At 59.7% G+C, this 19,281-nt stretch carries 19 protein-coding genes; 16 read left to right on the top strand and 3 right to left on the bottom strand.

What is annotated here, in order from left to right; genetic code table 11:
- Positions 1–18 precede the first annotated feature (18 nt).
- The 9 genes from NKI17_RS08575 to NKI17_RS08535 are packed head-to-tail and all read left to right on the top strand — an operon-like array spanning position 19 to position 13,990.
- Positions 19–303: a hypothetical protein gene (locus NKI17_RS08575; protein WP_352905671.1), complete on the top strand. Its 285-nt coding sequence runs from the start codon at positions 19–21 to the stop codon at positions 301–303.
- Between the two features lie 3 nt (positions 304–306).
- The gene (locus NKI17_RS08570; protein WP_352905670.1) at positions 307–1,611 is read left to right on the top strand and encodes a hypothetical protein; all 1,305 of its coding nucleotides are present in this window, start codon (positions 307–309) and stop codon (positions 1,609–1,611) included.
- A gap of 42 nt (positions 1,612–1,653) precedes the next feature.
- A complete protein-coding gene (locus tag NKI17_RS08565) occupies positions 1,654–2,082 on the top strand; it encodes a hypothetical protein (RefSeq protein WP_352905669.1) in 429 nt (142 codons plus the stop codon).
- Positions 2,083–2,085: 3 nt separating this feature from the next.
- Entirely contained in the window at positions 2,086–2,712 is a 627-nt protein-coding gene (locus tag NKI17_RS08560) for a phage connector family protein (RefSeq protein WP_352905668.1), read from the top strand.
- Entirely contained in the window at positions 2,712–5,435 is a 2,724-nt protein-coding gene (locus tag NKI17_RS08555) for a phage tail protein (RefSeq protein ID WP_352905667.1), read from the top strand. The genes NKI17_RS08560 and NKI17_RS08555 overlap by 1 nt, the downstream gene beginning before the upstream one ends.
- Entirely contained in the window at positions 5,435–5,794 is a 360-nt protein-coding gene (locus tag NKI17_RS08550) for a hypothetical protein (RefSeq protein ID WP_352905666.1), read from the top strand. The genes NKI17_RS08555 and NKI17_RS08550 overlap by 1 nt, the downstream gene beginning before the upstream one ends.
- Positions 5,776–6,273 carry a hypothetical protein gene (locus tag NKI17_RS08545; RefSeq protein WP_352905665.1) on the top strand — a complete coding sequence of 166 codons (498 nt, stop codon included), beginning with the start codon at positions 5,776–5,778 and terminating at the stop codon, positions 6,271–6,273. Before NKI17_RS08550 ends, NKI17_RS08545 begins: the two co-directional genes overlap by 19 nt.
- On the top strand, positions 6,273–9,761 hold the full coding sequence (locus NKI17_RS08540; protein ID WP_352905664.1) for a transglycosylase SLT domain-containing protein: 3,489 nt from the start codon (positions 6,273–6,275) through the stop codon (positions 9,759–9,761). Before NKI17_RS08545 ends, NKI17_RS08540 begins: the two co-directional genes overlap by 1 nt.
- Positions 9,761–13,990 carry a hypothetical protein gene (locus NKI17_RS08535; RefSeq protein WP_352905663.1) on the top strand — a complete coding sequence of 1,410 codons (4,230 nt, stop codon included), beginning with the start codon at positions 9,761–9,763 and terminating at the stop codon, positions 13,988–13,990. Before NKI17_RS08540 ends, NKI17_RS08535 begins: the two co-directional genes overlap by 1 nt.
- On the opposite strand, the gene NKI17_RS08530 is transcribed toward NKI17_RS08535, so the two are convergent.
- The gene (locus NKI17_RS08530) at positions 13,987–14,163 is read right to left on the bottom strand and encodes a hypothetical protein (RefSeq protein WP_352905662.1); all 177 of its coding nucleotides are present in this window, start codon (positions 14,161–14,163) and stop codon (positions 13,987–13,989) included. The two genes, NKI17_RS08535 and NKI17_RS08530, sit on opposite strands and share 4 nt — an antisense overlap.
- Positions 14,160–14,621: a hypothetical protein gene (locus NKI17_RS08525; RefSeq protein WP_352905660.1), complete on the bottom strand. Its 462-nt coding sequence runs from the start codon at positions 14,619–14,621 to the stop codon at positions 14,160–14,162. The genes NKI17_RS08530 and NKI17_RS08525 overlap by 4 nt, the downstream gene beginning before the upstream one ends.
- A 70-nt stretch (positions 14,622–14,691) precedes the next feature.
- Here NKI17_RS08525 and NKI17_RS08520 point away from each other — a divergent pair, with 70 nt between their 5' ends.
- The 6 genes from NKI17_RS08520 to NKI17_RS08495 all read left to right on the top strand — a co-directional run bounded on the left by NKI17_RS08520 (position 14,692) and on the right by NKI17_RS08495 (position 18,539).
- On the top strand, positions 14,692–16,560 hold the full coding sequence (locus tag NKI17_RS08520; protein ID WP_352905659.1) for a hypothetical protein: 1,869 nt from the start codon (positions 14,692–14,694) through the stop codon (positions 16,558–16,560).
- Between the two features lie 128 nt (positions 16,561–16,688).
- Positions 16,689–17,489 (top strand): N-acetylmuramidase family protein, encoded by an 801-nt coding sequence (locus tag NKI17_RS08515; protein ID WP_352905658.1) that lies wholly within the window; start codon positions 16,689–16,691, stop codon positions 17,487–17,489.
- Complete coding sequence (locus NKI17_RS08510; protein ID WP_352905657.1) at positions 17,489–17,713, top strand: hypothetical protein; 225 nt, start codon at positions 17,489–17,491, stop codon at positions 17,711–17,713. The genes NKI17_RS08515 and NKI17_RS08510 overlap by 1 nt, the downstream gene beginning before the upstream one ends.
- A gap of 1 nt (position 17,714) precedes the next feature.
- Complete coding sequence (locus NKI17_RS08505; protein WP_352905656.1) at positions 17,715–17,954, top strand: hypothetical protein; 240 nt, start codon at positions 17,715–17,717, stop codon at positions 17,952–17,954.
- Complete coding sequence (locus NKI17_RS08500; protein ID WP_352905655.1) at positions 17,933–18,121, top strand: hypothetical protein; 189 nt, start codon at positions 17,933–17,935, stop codon at positions 18,119–18,121. The genes NKI17_RS08505 and NKI17_RS08500 overlap by 22 nt, the downstream gene beginning before the upstream one ends.
- A gap of 19 nt (positions 18,122–18,140) precedes the next feature.
- Entirely contained in the window at positions 18,141–18,539 is a 399-nt protein-coding gene (locus NKI17_RS08495; RefSeq protein ID WP_352905654.1) for a DUF1515 family protein, read from the top strand.
- On the opposite strand, the gene NKI17_RS08490 is transcribed toward NKI17_RS08495, so the two are convergent.
- On the bottom strand, positions 18,536–18,841 hold the full coding sequence (locus NKI17_RS08490; RefSeq protein ID WP_352905653.1) for a hypothetical protein: 306 nt from the start codon (positions 18,839–18,841) through the stop codon (positions 18,536–18,538). The two genes, NKI17_RS08495 and NKI17_RS08490, sit on opposite strands and share 4 nt — an antisense overlap.
- Positions 18,842–18,905: 64 nt before the next feature.
- Here NKI17_RS08490 and NKI17_RS08485 point away from each other — a divergent pair, with 64 nt between their 5' ends.
- The gene (locus NKI17_RS08485; protein WP_352905652.1) at positions 18,906–19,199 is read left to right on the top strand and encodes a hypothetical protein; all 294 of its coding nucleotides are present in this window, start codon (positions 18,906–18,908) and stop codon (positions 19,197–19,199) included.
- The last annotated feature ends 82 nt before the right edge of the window (positions 19,200–19,281 follow it).

Below are 19,281 nucleotides of genomic sequence, written 5' to 3'. Positions count from 1 at the left end.
TCTGGACAGGAGGCCGCAATGGCTATCAAGGTTTCGGAATCCCTTGCAGCGACAGGTTCGACAGAGGCCCTTGTCCTCAAGAGAGGATTTGTCTCGGTCCAGGGGACATGGGTCGGCACGATCAACGTCGAGGCGGACCCGACCGGGTCGGGTTCGTGGTCGAACATCACAGATCTGACTGGGGCCGCGCTCGCCTTCACCGGCAACTTCAATCTCGCCATCGACAACGGCGGGCCGGTAAAGACCCGCGTCAAGTTCACCAGAACTTCGGGCACGGCCGTGGTTGTTTTGATCGGCGAATAGACGATGATCAGATCTCCCATCCGCAGCCCGATCCGCTCGCCGCTGTACAGCCCCTCGGTAGGGACGTGGGGGGCGGCGGCCCCTCTCGCGCTGTTTGCCAAAGCCGCAACGCAGCGTATCGACATTGTGGGCATAGGTGATAGCAACCAGATCTTAAGCGGCTTCGGCTGGGACCATGGCATCCAGTATGCCCTCAGCCAGTACTTCCCCATGTGGGCGACCGGCCTTATTTCTCAGAACGAGAATGCCGGTTCCGGTTCCGGTCAGGGGTATCTCTACAACAGAAACGGCTCACTGATCGGGGCTGTCAGTGGCGCTAACGCCGCTCTTGATAAATACCTGAACAAGGGCGCGGGTTCGCTATTCCCCGCCTATTACACCTACATCGCTTCGGGCAGTACATTCGGCAGTACATTGGCAAGCGGATTGATAATTTCTGCTACGTGCCCGCTGGACACCACGGCCGCAATTTCTTTTGACGGCTATTGGGGCTCGTTCCCTAGCGATGTCGGAGTGTTTCGTCCATTCGCCCGGTGGGAGGAATCGCCATTCACGACAATAGTTGACCCCGGCAATGTGTCTACGAACACTGGCGCCTATGGCATTCAGAAGGTCACGCTGGCAGGCGCTGCTGACCCGGCAAGAGCCGGCAAGCAGATCGGCTTTCGGTGGACCCGTCCGTCTGTAGCGGGGATCACGGGGCCGTTCTTTGCCACGTACATGCGAGCAAGAAACACCGGGCGCAATACGGGCTTTGCATACAGCACCCTCGAATATCGTGGCGGTCAATCTGCGCGGACAATGGCTTACGACCTTCAGCAGGCCAGCGACGACACACTGACGCATTTCTTCTCGATATTGCGATCCGACCAAGCCCCAGCCACGCCGTACATCGTCATCATGGTCAACTCCGGCCTGAATGACCGGAACGAAACAACCGCCTCGGTTGGTCCGGGTGCGGTAACTCCCGGCGATAGCGCTCCAGCCTTCGTTGATAATTGCACGGCTATCGTCGAGCGCATTAAGGCAATCTGGACCGTCAATGGTTGGAGCCAAAGCGAACTGAACTTCGTGTTCATGGTCTCGCATCCGCAATCCGACCCGGATGATGCTGAACTGGTCTCCTACCGGTCAGCAATCGCCACCTATGCCGCCTCTATTTCGCAGGGTTACACGATCGATCTGGCAGCAAAGATCAGTTCGGCCCAGATGCTGGCCAATGGTTGGTACGCAAGTGCCGGGGCGGACAAGAGCCACATGACGCAAGCCGGCTATCAGGGCATGAGCTTGCTGGCTGTAGTGCCCTAATCGGCTGGCCCCGCCTCTCATCCACCACAGGAGAAAAAGTGTATGCCTCTTAACGTCAACGGCCTGATGCTGGCCGAAAGCAAGCGCAACGTTCACCGCATCGCCCTCTATGCCGGGACGAAAGCGGAAGAGCTTCTTGACCCTGGCTTCTGGGTGCATGTCGGCCCGCAGCTCCGCGCCGATGATCGAATTGAAGTCGTCGGCTTCGATCGGCAGTGGTTTGGTGAAGTCATGGTCCTTGAAGTGGGCAAGGGCGCCGCTGGTGGCGCTCGCGTGGCGTACATCATCGGCCCGGTTGCGCTCACCAACGAATCGAAGATCGACAAACCCGCCGAACTTGAAGTGCGCTGGGGCGGCCCGAATGGCGGCTGGCGCGTGATCCGCACCAAAGACAAGACCGTCCTGGCTGAAATGCTCGATTCCAAGGAAGCGGGCGTCGCCTGGATCGCGGAAAACCTCAAGGCGGCCTAATCCATGACGGATCAGCTGTCCCTCTACAATGGCGCCCTGATCAAGCTTGGTCAGCCGCGCCTTGCCGCCCTCACGGATGAAGGGAAAGCGCGTCGTGCGCTCGATTCCGAATACGCAAAGGCCGTAAAAGGTTGTCTGGAGGCGGCATTCTGGAACTTCGGCATGAGGCTTGTTGAACTCGAAGCCACGCCCTCGGTCGGCAGCAACTTCGGCTACCAGTATGTGTTCGACAAGCCGGATGATTGGCTCCGCACCGCCGGCCTGACGACTGACGGCTATGGCCGTGTCCCGCTGCTGGACTATGACGACCGAACCAGCTTCATCTTCGCCAACCAGTCAATCATCTACCTGAAGTACGTCTCGAACGATGAAGACTATGGGATGGATCTTGGCCTGTGGCCGCAGACCTTTGTCGATTACGTCGAGACGTGCCTCGCCTTCGCTGTCTGCGAAGAGATGACTGGCTCGGCTGATCGGAAAGACCGGCTCGAAAAGGCGCGCGACAAGGCCAAATACAAGGCGTCGAACACCGATGCCATGAATGAGGCGGTAACGAGATATCCGCCTCCTGGGCGGCTTGTGCAAAGCCGTGGCTCGTCCTCTCGCGGCAGGCCTTTCGGACTCCGCTGATGGCAAAAACGAATGCCCCTCTGCTTGCCTTCAACCGGGGGCTTGTTTCATCGTCTGCGCTCACGCGCGTTGATGTCGATCGCATCCGACTGTCTGCGGAAGTGATGGAAAACTGGCTACCAAAAACAGCCGGATCAATGTTCCTTCGCCCTGGCTTCGGCTATCTCGGTTCGAGCCGCAACAATGCCTTTGCCATCGACATTCCTTTCGTTGCCGCCACTAACGACACAGCGCATATCGAGTTTGCTGACGGAAAGATGCGGGTTCGCATCGATGATGTGCTGATCTCGCGCGCTGTCGTCGCAACGACCATTTCCAACAGCTCTTTCACGACCTCGGCAAGCTGGACTGACGGTTCAACCAATGGCGGAACGCTTACCTTTGGCGGAACGGGCCTGATCCTGAATGCGGTCAATGTTGGCGGCCTGGCTCTCTGCCGCCGGCAGATCACGGTTGCCGGTGGCGACTTGAATAAGGAGCATGCGCTCAGCATCAGCGTCACGCGCGGCCCGGTGACTTTCCGCTGCGGTTCGACATCGGGCGGGGACGAATACGTTTCGGAAACCACACTGCGCACCGGCGCCCATAGCCTCGCTTTCACGCCAACCGGCGATTTCTATGTGCAGTTTCAATCGGACCTCGACATCGACAAGATTGTTGCATCCTGCCAGGTCGCGTCGTCCGGAACGATGGAACTGGACATCCCCTATGTGGCGGCCGATCTGCCTTATGTCCGCTGGGACCAGTCAGCCGACGTGCTGTTCCTGGCTTGTGACGGCTACCAGCAGCGGCGCATTGAGCGGCGCGGGACCGGCACAAGTTGGTCCCTTGTTCTCTACCAGCCCGATACCGGGCCATTTTTTGGCGCTCGATCGGCCAAGGTCAAACTTAAGGTCGCCTCGACCAATGGCAACACAACGCTGACTTCGGACAAGCCCTTCTTCAAAGCGACGCACGTCGGGGCCATTTTCAGGCTGTTTAACGAGGGGGTTGCCCAGACGTTCAAGTTGGGCGCGAATGGTGCCTATACTGAGCCATTCCGCGTCACTGGCGTGGTGAGCGACGACTACACCGATCGGGATTGGTTCTATACCGTCACCGGGACATGGGTCGGCACGCTCAATTGGCTCAGGTCCTTTGACGGTGAAGACACCGGCTACAAGACCTTTCGGAAGGCGAAAGGCAGCTCTGGGGTCGATATTACCACTAATGATACGGACGTTCGAAACGCGGACGGCGACGACAACGCCATCGTTTGGTACAAGCTCGGGTTTGCAGATGGCGCCTACACCTCCGGCACGGCCGATGTTGCCATCTCTTATGATGGCGGTGGGTCCTACGGCGTCTGCCGGGTAACTGGCTTCACCTCATCGACACAGGTCAGCGTCGAAGTGCTCGACCGGTTTGGCACCACGGATTACACTGAAGATTGGCAGGAAGGCATCTGGTCGGACAAACAGGGCTGGCCTGGCGCTGTTGCCTTCGACAAAGGCCGGCTCGGATGGTCTGGCAAATCGCGCTTCATCTTCTCGGTGTCTGACGACTACGAGAATTTTGACCCGACGACAGAAGGCGATTCCGGGCCGATCAACAGGACGCTCGGTTCCGGACCCGTCGATACAATCAACTTCATGCTTTCTCTCAGCCGGCCGATCATCGGCACGCCTGGGGCAGAGTTTTCGATCAAGTCGACATCGTTCGATGAGCCGCTGACACCGCAGAACGCGCAAGCCGGGACGCCATCGACGCAAGGCTCTCGGCAGGGTGTTACTGCGGTCAAAATCGACGGACGCGGCATCTTTGCTCAGCGCTCCGGAAAGCGCTTGTTCGAACTGGTATTCAGCCCGGACACCTACGAATATTCTCCGCGCGACCTGACGCTGCTTTGCCCGGACCTGACCGGCTCGGCGAACGTGGTCGGGATGGCCACTCAACGCCAGCCAGACACACGCGACCATGTGTGGCTCGATGACGGGACGGTTGTCCTGCTCACCTATGAGCCGGCCGAAGACGTGACTTGCTGGTCAAGGATCAGTGCTGGCGGGGCTGGCTTCATTGAAGGCGTTTCCGTCCTTCCCGGCGAAGATGAAGACCAAGTGTTCTACCGCGTCCGGCGAACCGTGAACGGGTCGACCGTTCGCTATCTCGAAAAGATGGCGATGGAATCGGAATGCCTGGGCGGTACGATGAACAAACAGGCTGATAGCTTCGTCATCATTCCGGCCGTGACGGGAACGACTGTTAGCGGCCTTTCGCATCTGGAAGGCCTCAGCGTGGTCGCTTGGGCCGCTGGCGCGTACCTCGGCGCCTACACTGTGTCTGGCGGCGCGGTCACGCTTAGCGCGCCTGTGACCGCTGCTGATGTCATGGTCGGGCTGCCCTATACCGCGCTCTACAAGTCGACCAAGCTGGCCTATGCAGCGTCGGCGGGGACGGCTCTTAGCCAAATTAAGCGGGTCAATTATGTCGGCCTGATTATGGGCCTGGTCCACAATGACGGCATCGAAGTCGGCCGCGATTTCACCAACATGGACAAGCTGCCTCGTCTCTACCAGGGGCGGCCTGTGACTGACGATGAAATCTTCACCGACTACGAAGAGCCGGCAACGGCATTCGGCGGCGAATGGAAGCCAGACAGTCGCCTGTGCATCCGTGCGACAGCTCCTAAGCCCTGCGTGCTGAACGCTGCCGTGGTCACGGTCGAGACAAACGACAAAGTTTGATGGCTCACGAAGTCGTTCCGCTCACGCGGGAGCATCTTCTTGACTGGTACGGGGACAAGGGCAGCGGGCCAACGGTTCGGGGCATCGCCGGTCTGGTTGATGGCAAGCTGGTGGCTGTCGCCGGATTCTGTTTCTCGGGCGGTAACGTGATTGCGTTCTGTTCGCTCAAGGACGAGGCAAGGCCTTACCGCCATGCCATCCACCGGACGGCTCTTTCGCTGCTGAACGACGCCAAGGCGCGCCACAAGCGGATTATCGCGCTCTGTGATCCTGACGAAAAGACCTCGGCAAAATGGCTCTCGCGGCTTGGTTTCAAGCCTGACGATGGGGATGTGTGGACATGGCAGACTTCGGACTAACCACCATCCTTGCGCTTGCGGGAACCGCTGCTTCTGCCGCTGGTACGCTCGCGGCCGGCGCTGCTGCGAAGAGCGCTGGCGATTTCCAGGCGGAACAGCTTGAACAGCAGGGCAAGGAAGAGCGCGCAGCGGCTCAACGTGAGGCGGAACGCGCGACGAAGGAGAAGAACTTCGTTCTTTCTCGTCAACAGGCTGTGGCCGGCGCCTCTGGCCTCGGTGCACTCGATGAAACGGTGCAATCGCTGGCCGGCGATATCATCACGCAAGGCGAGGTCAACAAAGGCATGATCCTTTATGGCGGCGAAGAGCGCGCCAAGGGCAGGCGGGCGCAAGCCGCAGCCGCAAGGATGGAAGGCAGGGCCGCCCAAACCGGCTCCTACTTCGGCGCCGCCGGCACGCTGATGGATGGCGTCGGTTCGTTTGCGAAAGACTGGAACCAAGATCCATATGCCACTCCGTCTTCGGGGATCTATTACTGATGGCGCTCCGTCTGCCTGGTGCTGAAGACCTGAGCAATCCTGTCAGTGGACGGGCCGGTCGGCCAATTGCAAGCGTCGACACGTCAGCCATCGGTCGGGGTGTTGCCCAGCTTGGCGGCGGCATGCAATCGCTTGCGTCCAACCTGAAAATCAGGGAGACGCAGGCCCGCGAAACAGTCGACAAGACCAAGCTGTTCGAGACGGAAAGCCGTTACCAGCAGTTCCGCTCGGCACAGGCACAGGAGCTTACCGCTGCCGGCGACAAGGCCGAACCGGGCGCGTTTGGCTTCAAGGAGCAGTATCAGGGCGCCTACAAGGAAGCCGCGAAGAAGTTCATGTCGACCGTGCCGGATCAGCTAAAGCCGGTCTATGACGCGAAGCTTTTCAGCACTGAAGAGTCCCTCATCAACGGCGAAGGCGGCGCTGGCGACTTCGAACGAAAGCAGCGCAAGGCCTATTACAAAACCAGCGTCGATGAAGGCCTGACGGCCATCGAAAGCCGGCTCTACAGCGATCCATCGAAATTCGATGATGCTGTCTTCGAAGGCAACAACTACATCGATTCCATCCCAGACGAAGACGTGAACCCCATCGAAAAGGATGCGCTTCGCCGCGGCTGGAAGGCCAAGGCGCAGCTTGCCGCCCTCAACGGCATGAAGCCTGCCGATCGGCTCCGGGCGCTTGGTGAGGCTCCAGGGCAAGACGACATCGTTAACGCCATCAAGGGTGTCGAGAGCGAAGGGGATGCCGGCGCCGTCTCGCCAAAAGGCGCTGTCGGTCTCATGCAGGTCATCCCTGACACGGCAGTCGAGATTGCCGCTGAACTGCAAGACCCGAACTTCCCGAAAGACCCCGAGGCACAGGCCGAATATCTGAAGGACCCGGCCGTCTCCGAGCAGTACGGCACCTACTATTTCAACAAGATGCTCGATCGCTACGATGGCGACACGGAAGCCGCGCTCATCGCCTACAATGGCGGCGCGGCGCGGGCCGACAAGTGGCTATCCAGCGGTCGCAATGATGCCGTGATCCCGCAAGAATCGGCGGACTATTACAAGAAGGTTTTGGCCCGAACGAAGGGTGGCGGTGGTCCGTCTGCCGGCGAACCGCGCCAGTGGCCATCGGCGCAAAAGATGACGGCGCTGAACCTCAATCCGCAGGAACAGCATCTTTATCAGCATCACATTGATAATCTGAACAACCAGAAGTTTGTCAGAAACGCGGACGGCAGCGTCTCGACCGTTTATCAGACATCGGTCGAGATTAAGGGCCGTACCTACAATTTTCCCACCGTATGGGATGGGAAAATTCTTCCTCCGCATGAAGCGGCCGACCGGGCCATCAAAGAAAAGGGACTCGATTATTGGCCTTCCTACGCCAGCGATGCCGAGGCTGAGAGGCGTTACACCACCATGCACGATGCGATGGAGGGGGACGTTGAAGAGCTAGGCACTAGAACCGCGGGAGGCAAAGAACAGCCAATCATAATCGGCAACCAGCCAGGCCGGGTCGGCTCTGCCGACGTTGCCGGCGTCAACAGCGTGGTTATGGACCGCTTCAAGAAGGTGCAGAACGCCTTTGGCGCCTCGGTGCCGATCGTGTCTGGCTTCCGTGATCCGGAGCGCAATGCCAGGGCTGGCGGCGCTCGCAAATCCGAACACATGCACGGCAACGCTCTGGACCTCGATGTCAGCAAGCTTTCGAATGAAGAGCGCGTCCGGCTTATCCAGACGGCTTCGTCGCTCGGCTTTACCGGCATCGGCGTTTACGCCAATTCGCTGCATCTCGATATCGGTTCGCGCCGCGCCTGGGGTGCCTCGCACCACTCGGACAGCGTTCCGTCATGGGCGCGTGATGCCATTGCCGCACATATGGCGGGCAAGGCCGAACCGCTCGGGCAGCGCGGCGGTGCTGGCTTCAAGGTCGATCCTCGTTTCGCCGATATGGACTATGTGTCTCGCGACACAATCGCCAAGGCGACGCAAAAGGACATTCAAGCCGAGGCAACTGCAGCCCGCGTTCAACAGCAGGCGCAATACAAAGCCTATGATGACGCGATGGGTCTCAACATCGAGACCGGCAAGATTGTCAGCGAAGAGCAGATCCTGAGCGATCCCGTTCTCGATGATGGCGACATCACCAAGCAGTTGAAGGCCTTTCGCTCGAAGCAGAAGGAAGACGGCGGCGTTGGTGAACTGGTGTCCGCTATCCTGGCCGGCAGCCCTGCGGCCTCGATCAACAGCTTTGACAGCGACCAGAAGTCGACGGCCAACAAGGCCTACGACCAGATGCTCAAGGTGACGCCGGAAGAGCAGCAGCCGATTGTCACGCAAGGTTTCGTAAAGGCCACTGGCTACATTCCCGACACGCTACAGGCGCAAGTGCGGCAGGGTGCAGCGTCGAAAGATCCGACTGTCTTTGCCGCTGCCATGTCGCAAGCCGATGCGCTGCAGACCGTCGCGCCCGTGTCGTTCGGTGCGGTTGAGGGCGCGGCTGACATTCGCGACAAGCTTGCGGCTTTCCGACATTTCGTCAGCGACCGGGGCATGTCCGGCGAAGAGGCGTCACAGCGCATTCTTGCCATGGACGATCCGGCGCAAAAGGTGAACCGCGAGGTTCTGAAGCCCGGTCTCGACAAGTTCACCAAGACCCTGACTGTGGCCGACGTTACGGACTCCTTCGACCCTGGCCTGTTCTCGTCTGAACCCGGCGCCGGCATCATGCCGCTTCAGTCCAGCGCGCTGATGGCCGAATACAAGGAAATCGCGGAAGAGAAGTTTTACGATACCGGCGGCGACACTGGCGCGGCGAAGGCGCAAGCGCTGGCTGAGCTGAAAACCCGCTGGAATGTCAGCAACATATCCGGCTCGCCTAACCTGATGCGCCTGCCGCCAGAACTGCATTATCCGCCGATCGACGGCAAATTTGATTATCTTCGCGATGACGCGATGAAGACGGCGGAAGACGACGTCGCCAGCCTTCACGATGGGCGGAAGGTCGACAACATCGCTATCATTCCGAACGCCACGACGCGCTCTGATATCGAAATGAAGCGCCCGCCGCGTTACCGGCTTTTCTACCAGTACACGGAAGACGGCCAAAAGAAGTTTGATGAGGTTTTCTCCGGCGCCTGGGGCATCGATGCAAAGACGCTCAACGTCGGCGTGGCCAAGAGCGGGGAAGACGCAAAGAAGCGCTTCCTGACCCGCCACAGCGTCGATGATGCGGCCAACGAAATCGAACGTGGCGCAGCTTCCGATGCTGAGAAAATCCTGGATGACCCGAACATGCCGGACTGGATGAAGGCCAATCAAGCAATCCAGACCAAAGACCTCGGCAAGGCAAATGCCGATTTTCTGCGCGCGAAGGGTGCCGAAGATGAAGAGCCGGTCGCGCCGGCTGAAGCGCAGCAGCCGCAGAATCCGCGCGGTGGCGGTGATCCCAATGCCGGTAAGGCGTTCCGTAGCGGCGCGGGAGGCAATTTCTGATGCCGATTCTGGAATACCCCGAAGACAGGCCGGCGCTCGGTACTTTCGGCGCCGTCAACTACAAGCCGCCGGCTGAGGAAACCGAAGTGGCGCCTGATACGTCAGTGCTGCTCAACGCTGCCTTCAGGCAGAGCAACACCGTTGTCTCGATGGCATCGAACAAGCTGGCCGGCGTAGACCTGTCCACGCGCGAAGACGGCTTCAGCGGCGATGTAATGTGGGAGAAAATCAAGGGAACGCCCTACGAAAAGAATTGGGATCGGTTCGCCAACGTCTTCAACACGCCTGGCTTCGAAGCCATGAAGGCGCAAATCGACATGGAAACCGAAGACCGGCGCACGGTGGACGCGGCTGGCTGGTGGGGAACTGGCGCGTCGGCGCTTGCTGGCGGTCTTGACGTTCCGTCGCTCATCCCGGGCGGCGCCCTTATCCGGGAAGCCTCGATCGGCGCAACGGTCATCAAGGCTGGCCTGCGAACTGCGGCGGCCGGTGCTCTTGGTGCGGGCGTTTCCGAAATCGCGCTCCAATCCACGCAACAGACCCGGCCGTTGGCCGAAAGCGCAATGGCAGTTGGAGCCGGTACAATCCTGGGTGGGTTGCTCGGGGCCGGTGCTGGAGCTCTGTTTTCCCACGCCGAACGAAAAGCTGCGTTTGCCTCGGTCGAGCGCGCATTACAGGACCATGTTCCGACACCTGAAGAGGTTGCCGCCCATGCCGAAGGCATAGGCGCTGCGGCGGTCGACCGGCCTGTCCTTGGGGATTATGACATCGCCTCTGGCGGCAAGGCAGTCGGCGCGCTGCAATCGGGCTTCAACCCGCTGCTGCGGGCCGCTCACAGCCCCTCGGCGGTGCATCGTGAGATCATGGCCAGCACAGCGGAAACTGGCTATTACCTCGAAAAGAACGTGCGCGGCGAAGGGAACCTCGCGGTCGAAAGCGCGGTCAAGTATTGGGACCGGGGCGCCCTGACCAAAGCCCTTGAGGACATGCGCGGCACCTACGCCAAGGCTCGCAAAGAGCCTGGCTTCGATATGACGGCGGAAGAGTTTCGAACGGCTGTCAGCAAGGCGATGCGCCGTGGCGATGTCGGCGAAAACAACGCGGTGTCTGCGGCTGCGCAATCCTGGCGCAAGACGCTGTTCGACCCGCTGAAGGACGAGGCAATCGCTGCGGGCCTGCTGCCGGCCGATGTCAACGTCAAGACCGCAACGTCCTATCTCACGCGCCTCTGGAATGCTCCGCGCCTCAATGCCGGCGAAGCGCGCTTCAAGCAAATCGTGAAGCCATGGATTGATGACCAACTCGCGCAACTGGAGTTCAAGGCCGATGAAATCCGCATAGGCAATCGGATTGTCGACGCCGAAAAGAGGCGCGAGACATTCGGCCAAGTCTCGGAACGTCTCGAAAACATCGAAAGTCGTCTGTCTGGACGGCAGGCTATTCGGGAGCGAAAGCAAGCGGACCTTGGGCAATTGCAACAGACGCGGAAAGACGTGCTGAAACAGCGCGCCCCGGCCGATCTGGTGAAGATGCTGCGTGGGACCGACGAAAATGCCGTCATGGTCGACACGGTGAAACAGGCTCGGGCCGCTGCTCGATCGGCCGGCAAGAAACAGTCATTTGCCGAACGTTCTCCGGTCCTGAGCTTGATCAAGAAAAAAGGCGGCGTTCGCGTCGGCTCAAAGCTGGACAATGAGCTGCGGGCAATGGACGTGACGCCAAAGTCGCACCCTGGCCTTTTCATCACAAAGGGCGGGATTGGCGATGTCGACAACTTCGTCCAATCCGAAGACGCGATATTTGCAAACCTGCCTGGCGATGGCGCCGGCTACGTCGACCCGGTTGCGGTCATGGAATCGATCCGCTCCGAGCTGGGCGGAAACCCGCTGCGCACGGCAGAGGAAGAGGCCACAGCGGCGGCGCTCGACAATCTGGACCAAGTAGCCAGCGAATGGCTGGACCGCGTAGGGCTGGCTCCCAATGCCTCGGTGAAAGACGTTCGCGACTTCATCGCGCGTGTGACCGGCGCCGAAAAAAACACGGCAGGCATCGACACGCGCATTTCGCGCTTCGAACAGGAAATTGAAAACTTCGACAAGACGACCGACGCCATCGTCAACGAAAGCAAAATCACTGCGGCCGAAGCAAAGACCGTAGGCGAAGAGCTGGAGAAGCTGGAAGCCGAACTTGACGCCGTGCAGGATCTTGCAAACTCGTCGCCGCGCGTGGCGCTCGTGGTCGACTACGGAAAGACCCGGCGCGACCTATTCAAATCGAAGCTGAAGGAACGCTCGCTTTCGAAGCGTGTCGACGCCCTGAAGCGCCTCGATGCTGAAGGCGGCGTCAACGATGAAATCCTGGCCGAGCTCGCCGCCAAGTCAATCGATCTGGACCGGCTGCGCGCCAACATCGACGGGCTCAAGGTGAAGGCCGACAAGCTTGAACCGATGATGCCGAAGGTGAAACAGGAAATCCCCGATTTCGTCTCGCCTGAAGACCGTGCGGATTATGTCAAAGGCATCGTTGACGACATCTTTTCCCAGCTCACCGGCCGTGCAAATCAGGGCATGCCGTCCTATGACATGACGGTGGCGGCGCGCGGTCCTCTGAAGGAACGCACGTTCAACATCCCCGACCATCTGGTTGAAGATTTCCTCGAACACGACATTGAACTGATTGGCCGTCGCTATGCCCGCGTAATGGCGGCCGATGTCGAATTGACCAATCTAGACAAGCGCCTGGGTGGCGCCGGCAAGCCGACACTGCAAAGCCAGATTGATCGGGTGAGGGCGGATTACCTGACACTGCGCGAAGCGCTCAACGCCGCAGACTTCGAGCCGAAGGCGCGGGAGCGGGCGCTGCTAGACCTCGCCAAACGCGAGAAGAGCGACATTGAAGACATTGGCAGCGTTCGCGATTTGCTGCGTGGTCAATACAAGGTCGACGCGCAACATACGAATTATGCTCGGGTTTTACGGATGGCCGGCGTGTTCAACTTCATGCGCTCGCTCGGCGGTGTGGTTGTATCGTCGCTGTCCGATGCTGCACGGCCTCCCATGGTTCACGGCATGGGCCGCTACATGAGCGAGGGCATAGCGCCGCTGGTGTCCAACCTGAAGGCGGTCAAGCTGGCGGTTGAGGATGCGAAGCTCCTGGGCGCCGTAACGGAACGGTCGTTGCAGGGTCGCCTTGCGACGATGGCCGAACTGGCTGACCCATATGCCAGCCATTCGCCCTTCGAACGTTTCATGGACAATGCCGCGAACGTCTTTTCAAAGATGACGCTGCTGCCCTGGTGGAACGATATGCATAAGTCCATCGCCTCGGTGCTGGTGCAAAACCGGCTGCTGAAAAACGCGGCGATCGACTATGAAAAACTGGCGCCGGCCGAACTGAAATATATGGGCTTCCTCGGCATCGATGCTCATATGGCCGAACGGATTTCGAAGCAGTTTGCAGCGTTCGGCGATGTCGACGGCAATGTCCACATTCCGGGGATTGCGAACTGGAGCGACGAGGGGGCGCGGCGTGCCTTCGCTGCTGCGGTCAACAAAGACGTGGATTCGATCATCGTCACCAAGTCCGTGGCCGATGTCCCGTTGTTCGCCCATACCCCGACCGGCCGGGCTCTGCTCCAGTTCAAGAGCTTCGCCCTGGCGTCTAATCAACGGGTGCTGATGCGCGGTCTTCAGGAAGGGCCTGGCTCGTTCATCACCGGCATGGTGGGCATGTCCACGCTGGGAATGCTGGCCTTTTACGTGAAGCAAGTCGAATCCAACCGCGACCTGAACGATAACCCTGGCCGGTGGATGGCTGAAGGTCTCGACAAATCGGGCGTTTTCCAGCTCGCATTTGAAGTCAACAACACATGGGAAAAGCTGGGTGGCCCTGGCATTTACGCGTTGAGTGCTGCCGCGTTCCCTGACAGGGCACAGCAAGCGCCAGCATCCCGCTACGCAAACCGCGACGCCTTCGGCGCCTTGCTCGGCCCATCTTTCCAGCTCGGGACCGATGCGGCCCAGTTGCTCGGCATTCCGCTGAAGTCGCTGTCCGCAGTAACCGACCGCGACCCGACCACGAATCCCGACCTCGCGCCGGCCGATGTCGACCGCGCATCGAAGATGATCCCGTTTCTGACGCTGCCCTATTGGCGGTGGGCAATTGAAGGAGGCTTTGGCCTCGATGACGCCGGCCTAAAGCCGCAGCTCAAGGAAGCTGTTTCCGACTAGCAATTGTAAGTGTCGTCGGACCTGCCGCCGTTGTTCCAGCACTTATCCGAACTGCCGCCACCCGCAATGAAGCTGGTGATGGCGATGGCAATGAAGACTATGGCAGCAATTCCCATCGCTGAATAAACCACCCAGGCAAGCCACTCGAAGCGCGGGCCTGTTCTGCTTGTCATTGGAGAGGCTGGCCGGTTGCGCATGTTGGGATTCCACCCTGCGAGATGACTTCTGCAGCCTTACTCTTTTCAGCGGTCGTTTTGCAGAGAGGGATTGACGTAATGGTGAATCCGTTTTGTTGCAAGCATTGCTCAATAAAGCGGTCACGCAAGCCTGCGTTTACATCATAAGTATTGGCGCTCGCAGGGATATTGATAGCGCCGATCCGGTTGCACGTCGTAGTCCCGCCGAACGTATTGCACTGGAGCGTTCCCGGACTGTTGAAGCCCGGCTTTACGTCGGTCGCCATAGTTTGCGGAATATCTCGAAAAGAAGCGATACGACATTCATCTACCGCAGCCTGTTTGCCCGCGATGGTAACGCCTGGTTTGTACAGGAATTTCGCGGGTTGCGTCGAAGTGCACGCCGTAAGGCACACGGCTGAAACCGCCAGCGCCAGCGTTTTTCTCTTAGTCAATTCAGATCCCCCAAGCCCGAAGAAACCTTAAAGCCCCGCCCGCGTGGGGTGTCAACATGGAGTTTGTTTGATGGCGACCACTTCGGTTGATCAAGTCACTGGCTATGGCGAAACGGTAGCATACAAGGCGCCTTGCCGCCTAGCGACCACGGGGAACATCGTTCTGAGTGGTTTACAAGTGATCGACGGCAGCCTTACCGCCGCCAATGACCGGGTGCTGGTGAGGGGGCAGACCGACCCAACGCAAAACGGCATCTATATCGCCGCAAGCGGTGCTTGGCAGCGCGCCCGTGACATGGACAGCAACCGGGACTTGACCAAAGGGACGCAGGTTCTGGTCCTGGAGGGAAGTGTTTACGGCCCGAGCGGTTGGTACGTGTCATCTGACAATCCCATTGCAGTCGGCACAACTTCGATTGTTTTTACACAAAATGCGGTTCTGAGCGCTGCGCAACTGGCGCTTTTTGTAGCAGCAGCCGAGGCAGCCGCCGACGAAGCCGAGGCCTCTCAAGAAGCAACAGAGGATGCTCGGGACGAGGCGGAAGCCGCCGCGCTCGCCGCTCAATCAGTGTCGACGGAACTGTCTCACCCGGTCAGCCGAACGGCGTTGAAGGCCTTGAACACTGCAACGCACACCGCCGCGGTGGTGGTCGAGCCGGGCTTTGAACGTATCGCGCGCTGGGACGCCGTCGCTGCTGCCTACACAAACACGATAGATCCCAACGAACTGGTATTTGCGCAGCCCACGCCTGCCTCGGCCGGCGCCTGGGTGATGTCGCCGGTTACGAAAAAACAGGTCGGCATCTTCCAGCAGATCAAATACCGGATGACGGTCGGCAAGGTCGACTTTGTCGGGGTGGGTGACAGTAACCAGATATTGGGCGGTTTCGGTTGGGATCATGGGTTTCAGTATGCCTTGGTCGCGGCTGGCTTTCAGATGCACGCGACCGGGCTTATCTCCCAAAACGAAAACAACGGTTCGGGCTCGGGGCAGGGATATCTCTACAATAGAAACGGTTCCCTGATCGGTGCCGTCAGTGGTGCCCATGCCGATCTGGACAAATACCTGAACAAGGGCTTGGGCTCGATCTTCCCGGCCTATTACACCTACATCTCAACCGGCAACTCATTTGGCAGCACGTTGGCCAATGGCCTTGTGGTGACCGGGACATGCCCGCTGGATGTCGCCGCTGCGCTCGAATTCGATGGCTACTACGGTACGTTTCCTGCCGATGCTGGCGCTTTCCGGCACATTATCAGGCTGGAGCAATCGCCCTTCACAGTGCTTGCGGACAGCACCGCCATCTCGACCAATACTGGTTCTTATAGCATCCAGAAATCCACGCTGGCGGTTGTCGCTGATCCGACCAGGGCAGGCAAGCAGCTTGGCATGCGTTGGACCCTGCCATCCGTAACGGGCATCACCGGCCCGTTCTTTTGTACCTACATGCGGGCTAGAAACACGGATCGCTCGACTGGCTTTGCCTATGGCACGCTCGAATACCGTGGTGGCGAAAGCGCCCGCACTATGGCCTATGATTTGCAACAGGCCAGCGACGACACCCTGACCCATTATTTCTCGATCCTCCGGGCCGACCAGGGCACGGGCAGGAAGTCGATTGTCGTCTGCATCAACAGCGGTTTGAACGACCGCAACGCAACGCTGACCTCTGTGGGCACCGCCGCAATCACCGATGGCGACAGCGCGCCGGCCTTTGTCGACAACGTTCGCGCGATTGTCGACCGGATCAGGCAATCTGGACGCTCAATGCGTGGGACGTGGCAGAACTGTTCTGGCTGCTTCAAGTCTCCCATGTGCAAAGCGATCCGGATGATGCGGAGCTCGTCGCCTATCGCCTCGCGCTGGAGGCCTACGCGCTTTACGTCGGACAGGCACAGGTCATCGATCTGTCAGTTGCGGTGCCGTACGCCGAACTGATTGCGGAAGGCTGGTACGCCAATCCGGTGTCGGACCATGCTCACCTTACTCAAGCTGGGTACGAAGGCGTGTCGGTGGCGATTGTCGCGGCAGCGCTTTGATTCATTCCAACATCTAAGGAAACCCCCATGGACCTCACGTTCAAAGGCGCTGCACGGCGCCTTGATGATATCGATCTGCCCAGACTCGGCGCGCTGATCGGCGTCGGCGAAGACGAGATCCACGCGTTCCTTGACGTTGAAACACTCGGCCACGGTTTCGACGCACAAGGCCGGCCTATCATCCTGTTCGAACCGCATGTGTTCTTTCGCAACCTGTCTGGAGCGAAGCGCGCACAAGCCGTAGCGGCTGGCCTCGCCTACCAGAGATGGGGCGAGAAGCCTTATCCCCGGGATAGCTATCCGCGCCTGAAAGCTGCCGGTGCGATTGATGAGACGGCAGCGCTGAAATCAGCCTCATGGGGTCTCGGGCAGGTGCTCGGCGAGAACTTCAGGGCGGCCGGCTACGAGACCGTGCAGGACATGGTTTCCGACATGATGGTGGATGAAGAATTGCAGCTCGCGGCGGCGGTGAATTTCATCAAGTTCCACAAGCTGGATATCGCGCTCCGCAAGCACGATTGGGCAGCGTTCGCCAAGGGCTACAACGGCGCCGGCTTCAAAAAGAACGCCTACGATACGAGGCTTGCGAACGCCTACGCCAAGTGGTCACGCATCAAGGACACGCCGTGGCCCACGGCCGCCGCTCCAGAGCCCGTCAAGCCGGCGCCAGCACCTGCCCAGCCGCCGAAGCCCGTCACACCTGCGGCGGCTCCTGCGCCCTCCAGGGTGCCGACTGCGGCCAAGGCTGGAGGCATTGCCGCTGCCTGCCTGCTGATCATCGCGACGACTTGGCATCGCATCATCGAACTCTTCTGGAGCATCTTCTGATGAAATGGTTCAACTCGAACAGCTTCCACAATTTCCTCAACGTGCTGATCACCATCATTTGCGGTGGCGCTCTGGTCGGCTTCGACTGGACGATGTTCGGCGTGACGGATCGCACTGCGCTTCAAATCAGCGGCTCGCTCGCTTTGCTGAAGCTCGTCATCAATGCGGTTCGCGATGGTCCGACCGGCATGGTTGCGCCGCCCCCGCCGGCAGAGGAGAAGTGAGATGGGCGCTATTATCGCCGCCCTCATCGGACAGTTTTGGCCATATATCCTTGCCGGCGTTATGGCCCTGGCCGGGATATGGACAGCCTACTCAAAGGGCAAAGCCAGCCAGAAGGCGAAGCTGGACGCCGAACGCCTCGCCGCCCGCTCAGAAGCCGACAAGATCGACCAAGCCGTTGCCGGCATGACCGACGCCGAAGTTCTGAAGGAGCAGGCCAAATGGTCACGCCGAAAATCCTAGCGCTGGCCGCGTTCGTCGCGCTTGCCGCTTGCCAGCATAGCGGCGGCAGCTTCTGCGACATCGAGAAGCCGAACCGCAACCCGGTCGAAGACATGACGTCGGCCGAAGCGCGGACGGCGCTCGAGCACAACCTTCGGGGCGAAACGCTCTGCGGCTGGCGTCAATAGCAGTGCGAGGGCGGGGATAATGCCGACGACGAACAGAAGCCTGGAGATGATGGTCGGCGGCCTCATGCAGGCCATGCAAGACATTCAGCGCGACGTCACTGAAATCCGCCGCGACATCAAAGACTCGGATGCAAGAACGGCGCTGTCCTATGAGCAATCGGAACAGCGCGCCGCCGCCAGCCGCGCCAAGATGTACACCAAAACCGACGAACTCGCCGGCAGGTTCGCCAAGACGGAAAGCGCCGTCGAGGCCCTTTCCGATGACATGATCGAGGTCAAAGCTGTCACCGCGGAAGTGACCAGGTGGAAGCTCATGGGGCTCGGTGCGCTGGGCGTTACCGGCATGGCGGCAGCGGCGCTGGCATCGATCGTTACCGCTTACTGGTCCGACATCTGGCGAGTGTTACGCGGCGGCTAATCCACTTCGTCCCGCAGGCGCTTGTTTCTCGTCGGTGGTCGGTATTTTTCCACCAGTCGGACCTTTTCGCGATCAACTGTCACCAGCGGTCCAAGATCGATCGTCACGTTGCCTTCATCGATCCTGGTGACTTCGCCTCGCAGCTCGATCTGCTGGCCTCGCTTGACCTTTGACTTGCTGTCCCTGATCGAATGCGGGAAACCATAGCTCGGGAGGGACACGCTGACGCGGTCCTCTGTCACGCGCCTTCGAACAGTGGCGGTAATCGCCACCACGTCACCAATGCCTACTCCCCGCGCCATAAATTGAGTCTGGGGCGGCCTATGAGGTAGTCAAGATGCTGCTAATATACGGCAAGACGCCGGCTTGGCGGACTGGCCAGACTCCCACTATATCCGGCGTATGGCAAAAGGCTGGACATTCCAATCTCTGATTGACGAAAACGTGCAGGTGACGGCGCACTGCCATCGTGCGCCATGCCATCATCGTCAAGAGTTGGATTTGGCGAAACTGCGTGCTCGATTCGGCCCAGACGCGCCAGCAATGGCGGATGATCTCATTCCGAAGCTGAGGTGCGCCAAGTGCGGTGGCAAGCGCGTCGGGTTGATCTATACGCCCGACACCAAACCGACCGGCTACAGCGTCAACAACGCTCGCTAGATCACTCCGCTGTCGCGACGTAGCGCCTAACACGCCAATCGAACACAACGCCGGCCGGGGCCTGAAAGCCTCGCGTCGGTTT

Source organism: Mesorhizobium sp. M0816 (assembly GCF_040320005.1).
Lineage (GTDB): Bacteria > Pseudomonadota > Alphaproteobacteria > Rhizobiales > Rhizobiaceae > Mesorhizobium.
Note: the sequence above shows the minus strand (reverse complement) of the source record. Positions and strands in the feature narration are given on the sequence as shown.